The organism is Intestinibacillus sp. Marseille-P6563 (assembly GCF_900604335.1).
Lineage (GTDB): Bacteria > Bacillota > Clostridia > Oscillospirales > Butyricicoccaceae > Butyricicoccus_B.
On the sequence record NZ_UWOD01000002.1, the window covers coordinates 761,925 to 780,211 of the forward strand.

The window sequence follows — 18,287 nt, forward strand, 5'->3', positions numbered from 1 at the left end:
ATTCCCTTCTTTCTTTTCATTTCCCCGACCTGGTTGTCCATAGTCGTATTTCCATAATACCGTAGAATCCTCGGAAAAGCAAACATTTTCGCGGTCTATTTGCAGGATTTGTTTGATTTCAACAATCTTTTGCATAATATTTCGTGATGCAGAGCCGCCTTTTCTAAAAGATCGGCCGCCAGCCCAGTTCCCGCAGCCGCACCGCCGCTTCGGCGGCGCTGGCGGTGCTGTATGTGTGTATGGTCAGTCCCCGTCCGTCTGCATCCACTTCGACCGCCCCTACGCCATGCACATCGGCCAACCGTTTTTCGGTCATCTTGAGATCAGGCCAGGCGGCACACCAAAAACGCTGTTCCATCGTCTTCCTCCTTTGATAGGTCCTCCCTTTCAGCATGTCCATCCGAACAAAAGCTATACTTCCGCTTTCTTGCCATTTTCCGGCCTGCATGGTATGATAGACAGAGAATTGATGCAAAGGATCGAATCGTATGATACGCTATGTTTCTCATGGGCCGGAGGATACCGAATCCCTGGGCGCCCGTTTTGCCGCCACCCTGCGGCCGGGCGATGTGGTTGCCTTTACCGGCGATCTGGGCGCGGGGAAGACGGCTTTTTCCCGCGGTGTGCTGCGTGGCCTGGGCTATACTGGCCGGGTGACCAGCCCGACATTTGCCATTGCAAACGAATACCATACCCCCAAGGCCGATGTGGCGCATTTTGATATGTACCGCATTTTGGACCCGGAAGCGCTTTGGGAACTCGGGTTTGACGAATATCTGGACGGCCGCCGTATCCTGCTGATCGAGTGGAGCGAAAACATTGCGGACGCGCTGCCGCCGCACAAACAGGTTTCCATCCGCTACGGCGAACAGCCCGACGACCGCATCATCATCATTACGGAGGGGACTTTGTGAAAATCCTAAGTTTTGAATCCTCGGCCGTGTCGGCCTCGGTGGCCCTCACCGATGGCGTGCGGCTGATTGCCCAATCGTTCCAAAACTGCGGCCTGACCCACAGCCGCACGCTGCTTCCCATGGCCGAATCGCTTCTGGCGGGCTGCGGACACGGTTTGCAGGACGTGGATGCCTTTGCCGTGGCGGCCGGTCCGGGCTCGTTCACCGGCCTGCGCATTGGCGTGGCAACGGTCAAGGGCCTTGCCTATCCGTCCGGTAAGCCCTGCGCCGGGGTGTCGACGCTGGAAGCCATGGCACGCGGCCTGGAAGGGCTGTCAGGCCCTGTCTGCTGCGTTATGGATGCACGCGGCGGCCAAGTCTATAATGCCCTCTTCTGCTGGAAAAATGGCGTCCTGGAGCGTCTGTGCGAAGATCGCGCCATCCGGCTGGAAGAGCTCGCCGCGGAAATCGGAGAAAGCACGCAAATTTTGGTTGGAGATGGGGCCAATCTGTGCTATACTAAACTTACCACAACTTGTCCCGGTCTGCGCCTGGCGCCGCCGCATTTGCGGTATCCATCGGCCTATGGCGTTGCGATGGCTGCCCTGCCCCGTTTGGAAAGCGGCCAGGGTGTTTGCGCGCAAGATTTGGACGCTCAGTACCTGCGGCCTCCCTATGTGTCGCAGCCGAAAAAAAAGTAAGCAAGAGAAAAAGGAGCATGCATTATGGCAAATGTTCATGTTATGGATCACCCGCTCATCCTGCACAAACTCAGCTTGATGCGCGATAGCCAGACCGGCGTAAAGGAATTCCGTGAGGCGACCCGCGAGATCGCGATGCTGATGTGTTACGAAGCAACCCGCGATCTGCCGCTCAAGACCATCCAGATCGAAACCCCGCTGGCACACGCCAAGGCACGTGTCATCTCGGGCAAGAAGATCGCATTTGTACCCATCCTGCGTGCCGGCCTGGGCATGGTAGACGGCATGCTGGAACTGATTCCGGCGGCAAAGGTTGGTCATCTGGGCCTGTACCGCGACCCGGAAACCCTCCAGCCGGTGGAATATTACTGCAAGCTGCCGGTGGATATCGCAGATCGCGATGTCATCGTCATCGATCCTATGGTTGCAACGGGCGGTTCGGCCGCTGCTGCGCTCCAGATTTTGAAGGACAAGGGCGTTAAGAACATCAAGCTCATGTGCCTGCTGTCCACCCCCACAGGTCTGGAAGTTGTGCAGAAGGCACATCCGGATGTGGATATCTTTGTCGCAGCCATTGACGAAGGCCTCAATGAGCACGGCTACATCGTGCCCGGCCTGGGCGATGCTGGCGACCGCATCTTTGGCACCAAGTAAGATAAAAAAGCTCCGCTTTTTAAGCGGAGCTTTTTTCATGGTTTTTTCGGGCTAGGCCGCACCCCGTCTTTGCCGTTCAGCGGCGCGAGGTACTGTACCGTGTAATCCTCCCCCGGTTTGCGGGTGTGGTCGATGGCTGCCGAATCGATGTGGGCAGAATCATCATAGCGCGGATGGCCTTTGTCGTGCATCACAGAAAACCTCCTTTGCGTTTTGTGGATAGTTTTCCGCAGCGCGCATGGTTTTATGTATGGCGGGGCGCTTCGTAAAACGAGGGACGCGTCAAGGGCAGAATCGGCTCAATCCCGCCGCTATACAGCGCTTTGACACAGTTTTCTGCCGTATAGGTTGCCATCAATCCATCCCAAGCCGACGGCGCCGTCAACTGTCCGACGGCCACTTCGTCGATAAATTCCTGGAACAGGCGGTTATAGGCATGATAGAACCGCACTTTCCAGTCGTCGCTGATAAATTCCGATTTTTGGTTGTTTTGACGCACACAAAGCCGCGCTGGTTCGGGCATGTCGGCAACGCCGTCTTCGCCCACGGCCGTACAATGCACCTCATACCCAATGCCGCTGTTGATAAACACTTCGACGTCAATACGTACGCCGCTTTGGCTTTCCAGCAGCACGGTCAGCGGGTCTTTCAGCCCTTCGCCGCCGTGGCGGCTGGCCCGTCCGGCAAAGACCTGCGCCGTCCGGAAATCCTCGCCCAACATCCAGCGCATCAGGTCGATTTCATGCACCGTGGAATTTTTGACCGAGTTTTCCGTGCTGTGCTGCGCATAGCCGCACTTGTTGCGGTGCGCACAGTGTACGATCAGCGGCTGGCCAATGGCGCCAAACATGGCATCGTGGATGGCACGGTATCCTTCGTCATAGCGGCGCATAAAGCCCACCTTGACCAGACGGCGGCCGGCTTCCATCTCGGCGTCCACAATGTGCTGACAGCTCTCCAAACTAATAGATAGCGGCTTTTCGCACAAGACCGGCTTTCCGGCTGCAATGCAAGCCAGAACATATTGTTCATGGGTGGCATCCCACGACGAAACAATGACCGCATCCACGTTGGGAGACGCGATCAGGCTTTCCCCATCCGGGAAAATCTCTGCCCCGCAGTAGTCGGCTGCACGCGCAGCATTCTCTGCTTGGATGTCAGTCACCGCCACGATTTGCCCGCCGTACAGGTCGTCGGTAATGCGGCAGATATGAGAAAATCCAATATCGCCAGCGCCAATGACACCGATCTTTACCATGTCGATTGCCTCCTTTTATCAAAACTATTTTCCAGATTTTTTGTTGTTTTTCTTGAAATTTTTCGTATTTTGGGTCCAAAAAAAGCGCATCCCTTGACAGATACGCTCTCTTTTGTTTTTTACGCGCGCAAATCCCGCACCGATTCTCCTACCGCCAGAGAAACCGGCAACACGATTCGTTCCTCGCTGGTTTCCCCGCTTTGGATGAAGGAAATCAGCTTCTTGACACAGGCCTGCGCCTGCGCTTCGCAATGCACATCCACCGAAGTGATGGATGGGATGGCCATTTTTCCGACCACCGTATTGTCAAATGCGACCAGCGCCACATCCTGCGGGACCCGTACCCCCAGCGCAAGCAACGCCTTGGTGGTGATCATGGCCACATTGTCATTATCACACAGAAAGGCTTCGGGCAGCGAGTCACGTGCCTGCAACGCTTCATAGATCTGGTTGTAATTATAGACATTGACAGCATCCATTTCGGTCACGAGATACCGCGGCTCCAAAGGCAGATCGAACGCAGCCAGCGCCCCCAGGAAGCCCTGATACCGCTCCATAAAGCCGGTGCTGTGCTTGGGATTGCCTACAAACCCCAGCTTGCGATAGCCCTTTTCATATAAATATTTGACCGCCATCAATGCTCCGCCCAGGTTATCCTCAATGATGGTGCATACCCGCAAATTTTCATACCGGGTGCCTGTCGCCACGACCGGGATGCCGCACTGCGCTACCTTGGCTGCAATGCGCTCTTCCATATCGCCCAGGATGATGATGCCTGCAATGGAGTTGCTTTCAAACTTGAGCCGCAGTTCTTCCAACGGGATGTCACAGGTCGACCCTTTGAACACCATGAGATTGTAGTTGTAGTCATGGGCCGTGCTGAGGATGTACTGGTGGAAACTCATATAAAAGTAAGAGTCACGCAAACGTTCTCCGGTGGATACCAAGCCGATGTTGCGCATTTCCACTTTGCCGCGCTGACCAAAATAGCCCAATTCTTCGGCGATGCGGATGATGTTTTCCTTGGTTTCCTGCTTGACGCTGGGCATATCTCGCAGAGCCAAAGATACGGTATTGACCGATACGCCGGACCGCTGCGCAATATCTTTTAATGTGACCTTCATACCCACACCTCCATGCAGGAAATTTCTCAAAGCTCTATAAAAAAATCCTATCTTAAATCATAACCCATTTATCCGTTAAAATCAATTGTTCAAATCAGAATAAATGATGCACAACTTTGATAAAATCCTAGGATTTTCTTACATTCTTTATCTTTGAAAAAAAACGGCGCTGACGTTTGCCAGCGCCGTTTGCCGCCATGGAGCTTGGACTCGCTTAACCGAGCTTAACACCCGATTCGGCGATCTGCGCTTCCAGATCCTTACGGAAGTCTGCAACATTATCTTTATTCAGAACAACGACATCCAGCGGCTGCTGCTTTTCTACCGTTTCGCCTTCCAGGATCTTATACGCGTTCATAACACCCTGGTAACCTTCTTCTACGGGCAGCTGGGCGACCGAACCGGTCATTTCACCGTTGGCGATCGAATCCATTGCGTTGAAGGTGCCGTCAAAACCGACGATGACAACATCACTCAGGCCTGCTGCGGCAACTGCCTGATAGGTACCCAGTGCCATATCATCGTTGGTGCAATAGAATGCCTTGATGTCCGGGTTGGACTGGATGATATTTTCCGCAACGCTTACAGCCTTGCCGCGGTCAGAGTCTGCCGGCTGTACCGCAACAACTTCCAGACCCGCTTCTTCCATGGCCTTCTGTGCGCCGTCTGCGCGCTGGTCATGCTGGGTCTGGCCAACCAGACCACGGATGATTGCAACCTTATCGCCCTTTTGCAGCTTGCTGGCGATGAATTCGCCGCCCTGCTGGCCAGCGGCCTCGTTACCGGTGCCGATGAAGCAGGAATATAGGCTTTCGTCGTCGGTGTTCAGCATTGCGTCAATGACAACCAGCGGAATGCCAGCCGTCTTGACCGTCTGGGCTGCCGATACCAGAGAAGTCGGCTCATTGGGCGCCAAAACGATTGCATCAGCCTTATTGTTGACAGCGTCTTCTACCATGTTGATCTGGGTTGCCGAGTCGGATTCTGCATTCGGGCCAACAACGTTGACTTCGATGCCCAGTTCCTTACCGGCCAGCTTCGCGCCTGCTTCGACCATATGCCAATAGTCGCTGTTGAGCGCCATGCAGATGACCGAAATCGAATACTTGCCGTCGCCTGCGCCGCCCGAAGCCGCCGCACCGCTCGATGCAGCGCCGCTGCCTGCACTGTCACCACCGTTGCCGCCGCAGCCTGCAAACAGGCCGGTGAGCATCATACCACTCAGCGCCAATGCTAACATTCTCTTTTTCCGTGTCATTTTCTCTTCCTCCTTATAAATGGGGTGTATCAATATCCTCCTTACGAGGGATCGCTACCAGGAAAAATCATGCAGCCTGCTGCTCTTCCTTCTTCATGCGCTTAACGCGCTTGAAGCCGCCGCCACGAACGACGTCGATGAATACGGCCACGATGATGATCGCGCCCAGGAAAATGGTCTGCATATCGGACGATACGTTGAGCAGGTTCAAACCGTTGCGGAGCACGGCGATCAGCAGAACGCCGGTGAAGGTGCCCAAAACGTTACCTTTGCCGCCAAAGAAGCTGGTGCCGCCAATGATAACGGCTGCGATGGCGTCGTTTTCCAGCAGGTTACCAGACAACGGATACGCCGAGTCGGTACGGCCAGTGAGCATGATGCCGCCCAAGGCTGCCATCACGCCCGAAATCACATAGACGCTTGTGCGAACAAAATCTACATTGATGCCCGAAAGGCCAGCGGTATTGATGTTGCCACCAACCGCGTAAATGTGACGTCCCAGGGTGGTGTAGTTGAGGAAAACGCTGAACAGCACATAGAAGATGAGCATCAGCACAAAGGATACCGGGATTTTGCCCAGAATGGAATCGCTGTTGCTGCTGAGGAAGGACGAGCCCGCCCATTTGATGGCCAGCGGCATGCCAGCAATCGGGGTCGCACCTGTGATGACCAGGCCGATGCCCTTATAAATGTTCTGCGTACCCAGGGTAGAAATAAAGGGATGCGGCAGCTTGCACTTGGTCAGCAGCAGGCCGTTGATGAGGCCCAGCACCGCACCGCTGAGAATGCAGATGATCAGGCAGAGCACAGGGTTGAGTTCCATTTCCACCGCGCATTTTGCCATGATGATCGTGGACAGCGTCATGGTGTAGCCAATCGACAGGTCGATACCAGCTGTCAGGATGCAAACCATCATGCCCAGCGACAGGAAGCCATTGAGTGCCGCCTGGCGTGCAACATTCAGCAGGTTGGTTGCAGTAAAGAAATTTTCGTTTTTAAAGGCAAGAAAGATACACAACAAGATCAGCGCCACCAGAGGGCCTGCCTTGCCGATCAGTTCTTTTGTTTTTGCTGCCGTTTTATTCATTCCAGTTTACCTCCCGTTGCCAGCGTCAGGATTTCTTCCTGGCCATATGTTCCATCGTTGGGGACAATACCGGTCTGTCGGCCTTCGTACATGACCATGACCCGGTCGCTCATCCCAAGAATCTCCTCCATTTCCGAAGATACCATAATAATTGCCGCGCCCTGTTCGAGCAGTTGGTTCATGATATTGTAAATTTCGACCTTGGCGCCTACGTCAACGCCCTTGGTGGGTTCGTCAAAGATAAACACCTTGGCGCCCGACAACAGCCATTTCAGAATGACGATCTTCTGCTGGTTGCCGCCCGAAAAATTCACGGCCTGCTTTTCCGGCTGCATGGGGCGGAGGTTTAAGTAGTTGCCGTATTCTTCGACCATCTTACGGCGCTTTTTGTTGTCGATCAGGCCGAATTTGTTGCGGAACTGCTTCATTGTGACAATGGTTCCGTTTTCGATCACGTCATGGATGAGGATGAGGCCCTCTTCCTTGCGGTTTTCGGTAATGAGCACCACGCCTTTTTTGATGGCGTCGCGCGCATTTTTAATATGTACCTGCTGGCCTTCGATGTAGATCTCGCCGGCAGCCAGCGGGTCTGCGCCAAAGATCGCGCGCATGGTTTCGGTGCGTCCGGCGCCGACCAGGCCGAAAACGCCCAGCATTTCGCCTTTTTTCACCGAAAAAGAAATATCGTCAAATTTATCCGAGCTGAGACCTTCACAGCGGAAGATCTCCTCGCCGATCGGTACATCCCGTGCCGGGAATTTTTCCTCCAGCGAGCGACCAACCATCATTTTAATGATCTGGTCTTCGGTCACATCTGCGACATCCATCGTCGGCCCGGAGTTTTGGCCGTTGCGCAGTACCGTGACCTTTTGTCCAACTTTCTTAGCTTCGTCCAGCTTGTGGGTGATAAAGAGGATGGATACCCCATCCTTCTGGTTCAGTTCCAGCATCAGATCGAGCAAAAAGTCGATCTCTTTGCGGCTGAGCGAGGAAGTCGGCTCATCCATGATGAGGAGTTTGGCGTTGCGGTCGATCGCACGGGCGATCTCGACGAGCTGCCGCTGGCCCATGCCGAGCTTTTCCATCGGCATATCCAGGTCGATGTCGGCCAGACCTACGCGTTCGAGTGCTTTTCTGGCGCAGCGTTTTTGTTCCTTCCAATCGATGAAGCCGCCTTTTTTCTTTTCGCAGCCGACATACATATTTTCTACCACGCTCAGGCACGGGATATTGCTCAGCTCCTGATAAATGACCGCGATCCCGAGGTCATAGGCATCCTGAACGCTACGCAGCTTGACCGGCTGGCCCAGCCACAGCATATCGCCGCCTTCGGGCTTGTTGATCCCGATGATGGTCTTGATCATGGTGGATTTTCCAGCGCCGTTCTCGCCGAGCAGCAGATGAACTTCGCCCTGGTTGATGGTTAGATTCACATGACTCAATGCAACAACGCCCGGAAACATCTTGGTAATATCGCGCATTTCCAGCAGCGGGGTCTGTGCGGGGGCGGACCGCTTGCTTTCCGACATCTTCACTCCTCCTTGCTCTCTTCCTTCAGCATGGCCCGTCGGCCATTTTGCTCTAACAACGCGCCGCGGAGTTGTTATCCTTAGTATATTTCACGATTTATCATATGTCAATAATATTAATCACGATAAATCCACCAATAAATCATTAAAAATAATATGCAACTTGCACGAATACCATTTTGTAATTTCAGCTTATTTTGTGCGAATATTTGCCGTTTAACAGGCGCAAAATCTTTATTTTATAACTTTTTATTCAAAATTTCCCCCCTCATCCCCGATTTTTCATATTTTCATAACTTTTTCATTTACTTTGCCGTTTCCGTTCCTTTTGCCGGTTTGCACAATTTTCTTTTTTCATATTTGTAATATTAATAACATTGACTTTTTAATATTATGTGTTACGATTATCTCAACAAGCACATCACGCTCCGCGAGGTGCCGGCGGCGCCGGCCTTCCGGGTAATCTTCAAAAGTTATGGAGGTCGTTTTTATGAAAAAGACTCTGGGCATCGGCGTGATCGGCCTGGGCCGCCTGGGCTACCAGCACACGATGAACGTTACCCGCACCATGGGTGCACGGCTTGTCGCCGTATCCGACCCGGTACCGGCCGCACTGGACCGCGCGGTCGAGGACTTTGGCGCAACCGGCTATGCCGATTATAAGGAAATGCTGAAAGACCCGGCTGTGGAAGCCGTTGTCGTTGCAACACCTACCCAGACCCATTATGATGTTCTGATGGATGTCATTGCAGCCGGCAAGCCGATCTTTGTCGAAAAACCGATCACCTTCACGGTGGAAGAAGCCGAAAAGATCATGGAGGCTGTGGAAAAAGCAGGTCTGTACTTACAGGTCGGCTTCATGCGCCGTTTTGACCCCGGCCATGTTGCTGCCAAGAAGATGATCGAATCGGGCGCCTGCGGCAAGCCGATTTATATTCATGACTGCCAGCGCGACCCCAATGGTCCTCCCCCGGCCTATGTTCCGCAGTCGGGCGGTCTGTTTGTGGACATGGGCATCCATGACCTGGACGTTGCCCGCTGGATGATGGGCTGCGAGATCACCGAGATCTATGCGCAGGGTGCTGTGCTCAAGCATGAATTCCTCAAGGAACTCAACGACGTCGACGACGGCCAGATGCTGCTCAAGTTCCAGAACGGCGGACTAGGCATGATCGAAATCAGCCGCAACGCCAACGATGTTTACGATACCCGCACCGAAGTCATCGGTCTGACCAAGAGTGTATTTGTTGGCCAGGAACAGCTCACGCCGTTTAAGACGGTTGGAGGCCAGGAAATCACCTTTGATATGGCCAACTGGTGCCTGGGACGTTTCAAGGATGCCTATGAACTGGAAATGGCCGCCTTTGTTGAGAATGTCCTGTCCGGCAAGCCCTCGCCCGTTACCGCTTATGACGGCATGATGGGCATTAAGCTGGCGCTCACCGCGACCCAGTCGTTCCGCGAAAATCGTCCGATTCAACTGACCTATTAAATCGATCTTTTCTTCTCCAAATCTCAAAGAGAACGGCCGGACGGCACTAGGCCGTCCGGCCGTTTTCAATTTCATAGGAGGTTACGCATATGTTAAAACTCGGATTCAACGAAGCGACCTGCAAGGAAAATTCCTCGGTCGAAAAAGACCTCGAGCTTTGCGAAAAATATGGCTATGACTACATCGAGCTGCGGCTCGACATGCTCAAGGAATACTTCAAAACCCACACCATCGAGGACCTCAAGGCGTTTTTTGCAAAGAGTCACTTAAAGCCCTTTGCTTTTAACTCGATCGAGGACATCAACTTCCGCACGCCCGAGCAGTGGAAGGAACTCGTTGACCTGTTCACCTTCGGCTGCGAAGTGGCGCAGGCCATCGGCAACAAATACATGATTGTGGTGCCTACCATGACGGACGAATACTGCACCAAGACCGAAAAGGAAGTGTTCGACGACTCGGTCGATGTGCTCAATGCCCTGGCCGACATCGCGGAGGACTACGGTGTCTGCTGCTCGTTTGAGCCCATCGGCGACCGCCGCTGGTGCTGCAATTCGCTGCGGCAGGGTCTGGAAATCGTGCAGGCGGTGAACCGCGACAGCGTAGGTCTGACGGTCGACTGTATCAACTTCTACATGCACGACAAGTGCGCCGACGTGGACTTCATTCGCAAGGTACCCAAAGAAAAGCTGTTCGTCTATCACATCAACGACTGTGAAGATCTGCCGTTTGGCGTGCTCGATCACTGCCACCGTATCATGCCCGGTAAGGGCTGCATCCCGGTTGCCGAAATCAGCAAGGCGGTCATGGACGCGGGTTATGACGGCCCGGCCTGCCTCGAACTGTTCCGCCCTGAGTACTGGGATATGGACGCCGAAGAAGTCATCAAAATGGGCGCAGAGTGCTGCGCATCCTTCCTAAAATAAGAAAAAAGCTGTGAAGCAATGCTTCACAGCTTTTTTTATCAGGTTTTGCTTGCCCACTCGCCGGTCGCCAGCGCGGTCAGATAGGCATTGATGAACCCATCCAGATCGCCGTCCATCACGGCGTTGATGTTGGTGTTTTCATAGGCCGTGCGAGTGTCCTTGGCCAGAGTGTAGGGCATAAAGACGTAGGAGCGGATCTGGCTGCCCCATTCGATCTTCTTCTGTACACCCTTGATGTCGGAGATCTTGTCCAGATGCTCGCGCTCCTTGATTTCCACCAGCTTGGCGCGCAGCATACGCAAACAGTTGTCCTTGTTCTGGAACTGGCTGCGTTCGGTCTGGCAGGAAACGACGATGCCGGTCGCCTTATGAATCAGGCGCACCGCAGACGAAGTCTTGTTGATGTGCTGACCGCCAGCACCCGAAGAGCGGAATACCTGCATTTCGTAATCCTCGGGACGGATTTCGATGTCGTTGGAGTCGTCCGGGATGTCCGGGATGACTTCCACGGCCGAGAACGAGGTATGGCGGCGACCGGAGGCATCAAACGGCGAGATACGCACCAGACGATGCACGCCCGACTCGCCCTTGAGGAAGCCGTACGCATTTTCGCCTTCAATAACAATATCAGCCGACTTCAGGCCAGCTTCTTCGCCGTCCTGATAGTCCATGATCTTATAGGTATAGCCGTGGCGCTCGGCCCAGCGGGTGTACATACGGTACAGCATCGAGCACCAGTCCTGTGCTTCGGTGCCGCCTGCACCGGCATGGAAGGATACAAGCGCGCTGTTGCGGTCATATTCCCCGGTCAGCAGGGTGCTCATCTTCTGCTTTTCCATTTCCTCTTCGACGTGCGCATAGCCGGTTTCCAGCTCTTCGAGCATGGATTCGTCGTTTTCTTCAATGGCCATTTCGCACAGGGTCAGCAGGTCTTCCCACTGGCTGTATAGATCGTTAAAGCCTTCGATCTTACCCTTGAGCGCACCCAGACGGGACACGACCTTCTGGCTTTCTTCCGGCTTGTCCCAGAAACCGGGCTGGGACGATTTCATCTCCAGCTCATCGACTTCGCGTGCGGCCTGATCGAGGTTCAGGTTGCCGCGCAGCTCTTCGAGCGCCGGTTTCATATTGTTCAGTTTGACCTTATATTCTTCAAATTGCAGCATGAAAATGCTCCTTTTCCGTAAGATTGCAGTTCCCTTCTATTATAGCCAAATTGTCCCGCGCTGTAAAGAGCCTTCGCTTTTCCCTGCACAGTTTCCCCAATTTGTACAAAAGAAAAACCCCTGCGCAGTCGTTTTCGCGCAGGGGTTTTGGGAAATCAGGCAGGTCGATAACCGGCACCGTCCGCATTGTACAGCAGTACGCCATCCGATAACCGGAAGAACACACCGCTCACGCGGCTGTACGCATAGGTGTTGTTGGTCGAGTTCGAGGTTTCCTGAATGCGATAGTACGAAATCCCATCGATGTCGATGATATCACCGTCCGACAGGCGGAAGGTATCGTCATTTTGGTGCTGGGTTTGCAGCTTGGCTTCCAGCAGCTTCTTGACATCCTGCATCTGCGGGCTCCACATATCGTCGGTCTTGGTGTAATATTCGGTCCAGGCTGGATAAGCAAACTGTGCATCCCTTTCCCCGGAATTTTTCTGAATCCAGATGGCGGGCGCATGCTGATAATACAAAATCGTGATGTCATTTTGCTCGTCATACGCTATATTGCCCGAGATCTGCGCCGGATACAAGGTCCCTTCTTCACCGTATTGGTACCACAGCCGGGTCGGGTCGCTCTCGTCGCGCACGAGCATCACCGGAATGGGGGCTGCCTCATACTGGCTGACATAATATAACCCTTCCCAGGCATAGGTGCCCGCAACCGGCTGGTCGGTGTGCTGATGTTTTATTTTCCGTTCTTTGGTCACCGGATAGACCCACCGTTCCTCTCGATAGCTACGCAGCATGCCATTGGCTGCGCAAACCTCATACCGCTGCTCGCCGTCGTTCACCGAGAACAAATACCAGATATCGTCCGCGTCCGGACACAGTCCTTCGTAGGTGATCTCAGCTTCCCAAGGTGCGCCTTCGGCGACCAGCGTCTGCGCATCCTGGGGGCTGAACGGCAGCGGGTTGATGGCGACGCGCTCCACCATCCAGATGTCGCCTACCTGCGCCATGTCCAGCCGCACCATGCCGCCAGCCGGCCAGATATAATAGACCTCACCGCCAAATTCAAACGCTTCGCCGCCGGTCAAGTGCAGGAAATTTGCGCCAGCTGTCAGTCGGTCGGTGTAGCAGGTATCGCCTGCCTCGGCCTGCTTGCGCGCCGCGTCCATCTGGGTTTCATCCATCTGGGGCACTGTGATGGCGCCGTCCGTTTCATCTTCGCCAAAGCCCGCAAGCGCCGATTGCAGATCCTCCGAACCAGTTACCGACGTGTAGTCCAGGCAAGTGTCCAAGCTGACCTTCCACTCGCCCAACTCCTTGGTTAGGCCCAGATGCTCGGTCGCATAGAACAGGCTGGGCTCGGGGTCGCTGAGCTGATAATGCAGCACCACTTCCACGCCGCCTTCGACCGTGCCGTTGCCCGCGATATAGCAGCGTTCAAGTGTATAGTCCTGTCCCAGGAGCGCGCCAATCAGCGCGCCGCCCTGCGGGTTCTCCTCGCGGATGCGGTCGGTCATCCGGTCCAGCTGGGTTTCCGGCGTGTTCTTCTGATAGGCTTCCACCCAGTCTTCTAAGATTTTCCGTACTTCGTTCTGGTCGGCCTGTGCCATGTCAAGCGAGATCGCGTTTTCCAATGTCTGCTCCTCGGCTTCTGCCTGCTTGGGCAGGCTGGCTGCTCCCAGTACAACGGCTGCCGTGCAGACTGCCATCGCACACAAGCCGCCAAGGGCACGTTTCCATTTGGATGCCTTTCCCTGTGTCATGATGTTCGCCATCCTTTCTTTCATATCCTGTTTTCCGCCGCCCAGCCCCACACGGGGCAGCGAAAACGCCTGCGGAACCGCTGCACGCAGCAGTGTACGGCAATATGCGGTGCGTTGTTCGGGGTCCATCCGCCGGGCGACCGCCGCGTCGCAGGACAGCTCGCAGACGCGGTCGATTTCGCGCCGCAGCAGCCAGACCAGCGGGTTAAACCAGTGCACCGCTCCCACCAGCAGTGCCAGCCATTTGTAGGCAATGTCCCGGCGACGAATATGGGTATACTCATGCGCGAGGATGCAATCCAGTTCGGCGGCGTCATACTCCCGCTCGGGCAGCACGATACAGGGCCGAAATAGTCCCATCGTGACCGGTGCAGTCACCGCGCTACTGCGCCGCAGACGCGGCATGCGCCGCTTGCCGCATAAGGCAACCAGACGGGCCTGTTCACTCTCCCGCGCCGGATGAGCGGTGCGCTTCATGCGCCGAGCAAAGGCACCAAGCCCCACCCAGGCGGACAGCAGCACCCCAAGTGTCCCTGCCGCCCAGATAATACCCAAAATCAGCAAACCATGCTCCCGCACCCAGGCAAACGGCACCGCCGGTTCGGCGACGGGCATTTGCGGCTCGGATGGGGTCATAGTGCCGATGTCCTCTTGCGTCTGTGTGGTCTGTACCGGTGTAGTTGCCGGAAGATTGGCCTCGGGCATATCCACGACCGGGTTGCGGTCGAGCGGCACAGCCGCCGTCTGCACGGTTTCGGGTTCCCGGTCGAACAGCCGCTGCATCAGGCTCCCCTCGGGCGAAAACGGCAGTATCAGCCGCAGCAGCACGACCAGACACAGATAATACCGGAGTGTCGGGGTGCGGCGCAGCAGTGGCCGCAACGCCAGCAGCAGCAAGGTCAGCACGCCGCCTGACACACTGAGGGTCAGCAGCACCTTTGCCCAATCAGCCATCGAACTCCCCCCGTTCCAGCATTTCCAGCAGCTCGGCCACGTCGCGCTCGGTCAGCTTGCCGCCGCGTGCCAGCGATGCCATTAGGTTTTTGGCGCTCCCGCCAAAGACACGGTCGACCAGACTTTCGGCGGTGTAGCGTTCGTATTCCTGTTCGCTGACCCGCGGCGTATAGTAAAATACCTTGTCTTTGCGCGCTTCGACCGCGCCTTTTTCGCACAGCCGGCGCAGCAGCGTTTTGATGGTCGAGCTTTCCCATCCAGTCGCAGGCTCCAGCCGCGCCCGGATGTCGCTCAGCGGCAGCGGTTGCCCGGCCTGCCACAGCAGGCGCATGACCTCCAGTTCGGATTCGGTAATCTTCCCACAGGGTCCCTGCATTGCGTTCCCCTCCTTTCAGGTTACACTTGTAGTCTGTATCTTGAGTTTACATCTGTAACCCAATTTTGTCAATCTCATTTTGGTTACAAAAAAGCCGCCCACCGGACGGCGGACGGCTTTGGTCTTTACTTGTATTCGGCGGCCAGCTTTTCAAACAGCGGCAGCGCCCGGCGAATGGTGTCGGTCTGCACACAGTAGGAAATGCGCATATGTCCGGGAGCGCCGAAATCGGTGCCCGGCACCAGAAGCAGGTCGTATTTCTTAGCCCGCTCGCAGAATGCGCGGTCGTCCGGCTCGAGTGTGCGTGGGAACAGATAAAACGCTCCGTCCGGCTTGACGCACGAGTAGCCCATCGCGATCAGACCCTCGAACAAAAGCTTGCGGTTTTCGGCATAGACCGACAGATCGGCGGTTTCCCCAGCGCAGCGGGCGGCCACCTGTTGGAACAGGCTGGGCGCACAGACATAGCCCAGCACCCGTCCGGCACCGCAGATAGCAGCATACAGATCATCAAAACCGGGCACATCGGGCACGAGTACATAGCCGATGCGCTCGCCGGGCAGCGACAGCGACTTGGAGTACGAATAGCACACCAGCGTATGCGGATACGCACGGGCGATGAAGGGTGCCGGGCGGCCATCGTACACGATCTCACGGTACGGCTCGTCCGAAATCAAATAGATCGGGCGGCCATATTCGGCCGATTTGCTGTTGAGCAGGCCGGCCAGCCGGGCGATGGTCTCATCCGAATAAACCACACCGCAGGGGTTGTTCGGGGAGTTGATAACCACGGCCTTGGTGTGTTCGTTCAGGCGTTCTTCCAGGGCGGCGAAGTCGATCTGGAAGTCCTTGGGCTGCGGCGGCACGATCACGCACTTTGCCCCGGCCCCCTGCTCGATAAACACCGTGTATTCGGGGAAAAAGGGCGCAAAGACGATGAATTCATCGTCGGGCGTTTCGGTCAGCGCCTTGAAGCAGATCGAGATGGATGCGGCCGCACCCACGGTCAGATAAAGCTGGTCGGCCGTGTAGTGGGTACCAAAGCGGACGTTCAAGTTGTCGGCAATGGCCTTTCGGCAGGCGGGTGCGCCCTGCGCCGAGGTGTAGCCATGCACGGCGACCGGGTCTTGTCCGGCGATGTCCAAAATCGCCTGCCGGACCGCGTCGGGCGCGGGCACATTGGGGTTGCCGAGCGAAAAATCAAAAATATTTTCCCGGCCGACTTCGGCGGCACGGCGGTTGCCATATTCAAAAATCTCGCGGATGGTCGAGCGTTTCTTGCCCAGCGCGAGCACGGTCTGGTTGAGCATACAGAGGAACAGTCCTTTCGCTTTTTCTTTTATTTTATCACTGTATCTTGTAAAAGAAAACCTTTTTTTCTCGCATCGGGGCCGCCTGGTCATAGAATGAACCAAGGGGTGATGAAAAACGTGAAAAAACCTGTTATACTGGTAAGTACCGGACGAAGTGACCATCCGATGTCCACACGGCGCACGGTATCCGAGCTGTACGGCGACGCCCTGCATCAGGCCGGACTGCTCGCCGCCGCCATGCTTGGCGGCGATGCCGGGCAGCTGGCGTCGCAGTTCGACGGCCTGCTGCTTTCGGGCGGCGGCGATTTGTCCCCGCTCCTATTTGCCCAGGAGCCCGACCCGCGCGCCGACAAACCCGACCGCAGACGCGACCAGGAGGAGCTTGGCCTGTGTGCGGCCTTTTGTGCACAGCGCAAACCCATTTTGGGCATCTGCCGGGGCATCCAAGTGTTAAACGTCTACTTTGGCGGCGACCTCATCCAGCACATGGACGGCCACGACGGCACGTGCCATTCCGTTCAAATCATGCCGGACAGCGCCCTTTCCCATCTGTGCGGAGAAACCTGCATGGTGAACAGCTACCACCATCAGGCCATCGGCCGCTTAGGGGCCGGCCTGCGCACCACGGCACGTGCAGCCGATGGAACCATCGAAGCCGTCGAACACGATACTCTGCCCATTCTGGGTGTTCAATGGCATCCCGAACGCATGGTGCGCGGCCTGTGTATGGACACTGACGCCGACCACACCGCTCTGTTTGCCTGGCTGCAATCTCAAGTGAAAAAGGAAGGACCATGAAAGCATATCGTACCATCAATCTGGAAGAAAACATGCCCGCCGCGCGGGACGCAGCGGCCCGGTTGACGACCGAAATCCGGCTGGCCAAGCGGCACGGCATCCGCCTGGTCAAGTGCATCCACGGTTTCGGCTCGACCGGCCGGGGCGGCAAAATCCGTCTGGCCGCCCGCCGCGAGCTGGAAAGTCTGCAAAAGCGCGGCTATGTCAAGGCCATCATCCCGGGCGAAAAGCTGTCCATTTTTGACGAGGACACCCGTCAGGCCATGGCCTACTACGGCGAACTGCGCGGCGCCCCGGCCCTCGACCGCCACAACAACGGCATCACGCTTGTGGTACTATAAGCCCGCTCCGGCGGGATTTTCTACAAAACCCACCGCTCAATCATCCAGGCGAACGGCAGACGCAGCGCTCCAGCCCACATAGCGGCCACGGTGCAGCAAAACACCGCCCCACGGTAACGCCCCAGGGCATAAAAATATCCGCCCCGCCGTCCACGTGGGGCGTCCTGCGCCGCCAGAAAACAGGCAGCCGCGGTCACCAGCAGACACGGCACGGTGATGACCGCCGTCACCCCGCCTGAAGCCAAACTCAGCCAAATGCCCTCGGTGCCAAAGGCATGCAGCAGGGCCGACGCAGAAAACGACAGCGAAAACCCGCGCACCAAGGTGAGCAGAGACAAAAAAAGACTGGCCGGGCGCAGCCAACCGGCTGCCAAAGCGGCCATCTGCCAGCCGAAGGCACCCAGCGCGGCGAGCAGCGCTTCGCGCGCGCCCGGAGTCTGCCGGGCTTCGGTTTCCAGCATGTCCGCCAGCCGCTCGATGGGCGCCAGTCCGCTGCCGGCTGCCATCTGGCCGGTGAAACATCCAGCAATGGCTCCGCACACAAACAGCGCCGCCAGCATCACGAATGCCGGTGCGCCCCACAATTCCGAAAATAAAAAAGAACCGGGAATCTTCTTGTTTTTCATTGCTTCCTCCTTCTCCGGACCCGCAAGGGGG

19 protein-coding genes are annotated in these 18,287 nt (G+C 56.0%); 7 read left to right on the plus strand and 12 right to left on the minus strand.

Going from position 1 to position 18,287, the window contains the following annotated elements; translation table 11 throughout:
* Nucleotides 1-163 precede the first annotated feature (163 nt).
* The gene (locus EFB11_RS11860) at nt 164-358 is read right to left on the minus strand and encodes a hypothetical protein (RefSeq protein ID WP_122790413.1); all 195 of its coding nucleotides are present in this window, start codon (nt 356-358) and stop codon (nt 164-166) included.
* A 130-nt stretch (nt 359-488) separates the two neighbouring features.
* Between EFB11_RS11860 and tsaE the strand changes: the two genes are divergently transcribed.
* From tsaE to upp, 3 genes are read left to right on the plus strand one after another with little or no spacing between them, the layout of a single operon-like run.
* Nucleotides 489-914 (plus strand): tRNA (adenosine(37)-N6)-threonylcarbamoyltransferase complex ATPase subunit type 1 TsaE, encoded by a 426-nt coding sequence (gene tsaE / locus EFB11_RS11865; RefSeq protein ID WP_243115225.1) that lies wholly within the window; start codon nt 489-491, stop codon nt 912-914.
* On the plus strand, nt 911-1,594 hold the full coding sequence (tsaB, locus tag EFB11_RS11870) for a tRNA (adenosine(37)-N6)-threonylcarbamoyltransferase complex dimerization subunit type 1 TsaB (protein WP_206424185.1): 684 nt from the start codon (nt 911-913) through the stop codon (nt 1,592-1,594). The genes tsaE and tsaB overlap by 4 nt, the downstream gene beginning before the upstream one ends.
* A 24-nt stretch (nt 1,595-1,618) precedes the next feature.
* Nucleotides 1,619-2,248 carry a uracil phosphoribosyltransferase gene (gene upp / locus EFB11_RS11875; protein WP_122791304.1) on the plus strand — a complete coding sequence of 210 codons (630 nt, stop codon included), beginning with the start codon at nt 1,619-1,621 and terminating at the stop codon, nt 2,246-2,248.
* 35 nt (nt 2,249-2,283) lie between these two features.
* On the opposite strand, the gene EFB11_RS16910 is transcribed toward upp, so the two are convergent.
* The 6 genes from EFB11_RS16910 to EFB11_RS11900 all read right to left on the minus strand — a co-directional run bounded on the left by EFB11_RS16910 (nt 2,284) and on the right by EFB11_RS11900 (nt 8,504).
* Nucleotides 2,284-2,442, minus strand: coding sequence for a hypothetical protein (locus EFB11_RS16910; protein ID WP_164706748.1), 159 nt, complete (start codon nt 2,440-2,442; stop codon nt 2,284-2,286).
* Between the two features lie 50 nt (nt 2,443-2,492).
* Nucleotides 2,493-3,506 (minus strand): Gfo/Idh/MocA family protein, encoded by a 1,014-nt coding sequence (locus tag EFB11_RS11880; protein WP_122790414.1) that lies wholly within the window; start codon nt 3,504-3,506, stop codon nt 2,493-2,495.
* 119 nt (nt 3,507-3,625) lie between these two features.
* On the minus strand, nt 3,626-4,630 hold the full coding sequence (locus tag EFB11_RS11885; RefSeq protein WP_122790415.1) for a LacI family DNA-binding transcriptional regulator: 1,005 nt from the start codon (nt 4,628-4,630) through the stop codon (nt 3,626-3,628).
* Between the two features lie 214 nt (nt 4,631-4,844).
* Complete coding sequence (locus EFB11_RS11890) at nt 4,845-5,888, minus strand: sugar ABC transporter substrate-binding protein (protein ID WP_122790416.1); 1,044 nt, start codon at nt 5,886-5,888, stop codon at nt 4,845-4,847.
* A 67-nt stretch (nt 5,889-5,955) separates the two neighbouring features.
* Nucleotides 5,956-6,975, minus strand: a complete 1,020-nt coding sequence (locus EFB11_RS11895) for an ABC transporter permease (RefSeq protein ID WP_122790417.1) — start codon at nt 6,973-6,975, stop codon at nt 5,956-5,958.
* On the minus strand, nt 6,972-8,504 hold the full coding sequence (locus EFB11_RS11900; RefSeq protein ID WP_122790418.1) for a sugar ABC transporter ATP-binding protein: 1,533 nt from the start codon (nt 8,502-8,504) through the stop codon (nt 6,972-6,974). The genes EFB11_RS11895 and EFB11_RS11900 overlap by 4 nt, the downstream gene beginning before the upstream one ends.
* Before the next feature lie 490 nt (nt 8,505-8,994).
* Here EFB11_RS11900 and EFB11_RS11905 point away from each other — a divergent pair, with 490 nt between their 5' ends.
* Together EFB11_RS11905 and EFB11_RS11910 are read left to right on the plus strand one after the other, a co-directional pair.
* A complete protein-coding gene (locus EFB11_RS11905; RefSeq protein WP_164706749.1) occupies nt 8,995-9,996 on the plus strand; it encodes a Gfo/Idh/MocA family oxidoreductase in 1,002 nt (333 codons plus the stop codon).
* An 89-nt stretch (nt 9,997-10,085) separates the two neighbouring features.
* On the plus strand, nt 10,086-10,919 hold the full coding sequence (locus EFB11_RS11910) for a sugar phosphate isomerase/epimerase family protein (protein ID WP_122790420.1): 834 nt from the start codon (nt 10,086-10,088) through the stop codon (nt 10,917-10,919).
* A gap of 38 nt (nt 10,920-10,957) precedes the next feature.
* Here the strand turns inward: EFB11_RS11910 and prfB are convergent, their stop codons facing one another.
* The 4 genes from prfB to EFB11_RS11930 all read right to left on the minus strand — a co-directional run bounded on the left by prfB (nt 10,958) and on the right by EFB11_RS11930 (nt 16,488).
* A complete protein-coding gene (gene prfB / locus EFB11_RS11915) occupies nt 10,958-12,085 on the minus strand; it encodes a peptide chain release factor 2 (RefSeq protein WP_122790421.1) in 1,128 nt (375 codons plus the stop codon).
* Nucleotides 12,086-12,240: 155 nt separating this feature from the next.
* Nucleotides 12,241-14,802, minus strand: a complete 2,562-nt coding sequence (locus tag EFB11_RS11920) for a M56 family metallopeptidase (protein ID WP_122790422.1) — start codon at nt 14,800-14,802, stop codon at nt 12,241-12,243.
* The gene (locus tag EFB11_RS11925; RefSeq protein WP_122790423.1) at nt 14,795-15,178 is read right to left on the minus strand and encodes a BlaI/MecI/CopY family transcriptional regulator; all 384 of its coding nucleotides are present in this window, start codon (nt 15,176-15,178) and stop codon (nt 14,795-14,797) included. The genes EFB11_RS11920 and EFB11_RS11925 overlap by 8 nt, the downstream gene beginning before the upstream one ends.
* 125 nt (nt 15,179-15,303) lie before the next feature.
* A complete protein-coding gene (locus EFB11_RS11930) occupies nt 15,304-16,488 on the minus strand; it encodes a pyridoxal phosphate-dependent aminotransferase (RefSeq protein WP_122790424.1) in 1,185 nt (394 codons plus the stop codon).
* Nucleotides 16,489-16,608: 120 nt separating this feature from the next.
* On the opposite strand from EFB11_RS11930, the gene EFB11_RS11935 reads away from it, so the two are divergent.
* Together EFB11_RS11935 and EFB11_RS11940 are read left to right on the plus strand one after the other, a co-directional pair.
* Nucleotides 16,609-17,289 (plus strand): gamma-glutamyl-gamma-aminobutyrate hydrolase family protein, encoded by a 681-nt coding sequence (locus EFB11_RS11935; protein WP_206424186.1) that lies wholly within the window; start codon nt 16,609-16,611, stop codon nt 17,287-17,289.
* A complete protein-coding gene (locus EFB11_RS11940) occupies nt 17,286-17,630 on the plus strand; it encodes a hypothetical protein (RefSeq protein WP_122790426.1) in 345 nt (114 codons plus the stop codon). The genes EFB11_RS11935 and EFB11_RS11940 overlap by 4 nt, the downstream gene beginning before the upstream one ends.
* A gap of 20 nt (nt 17,631-17,650) precedes the next feature.
* Here the strand turns inward: EFB11_RS11940 and EFB11_RS11945 are convergent, their stop codons facing one another.
* Nucleotides 17,651-18,256 (minus strand): hypothetical protein, encoded by a 606-nt coding sequence (locus EFB11_RS11945; RefSeq protein ID WP_122790427.1) that lies wholly within the window; start codon nt 18,254-18,256, stop codon nt 17,651-17,653.
* Between the last annotated feature and the right edge of the window lie 31 nt (nt 18,257-18,287).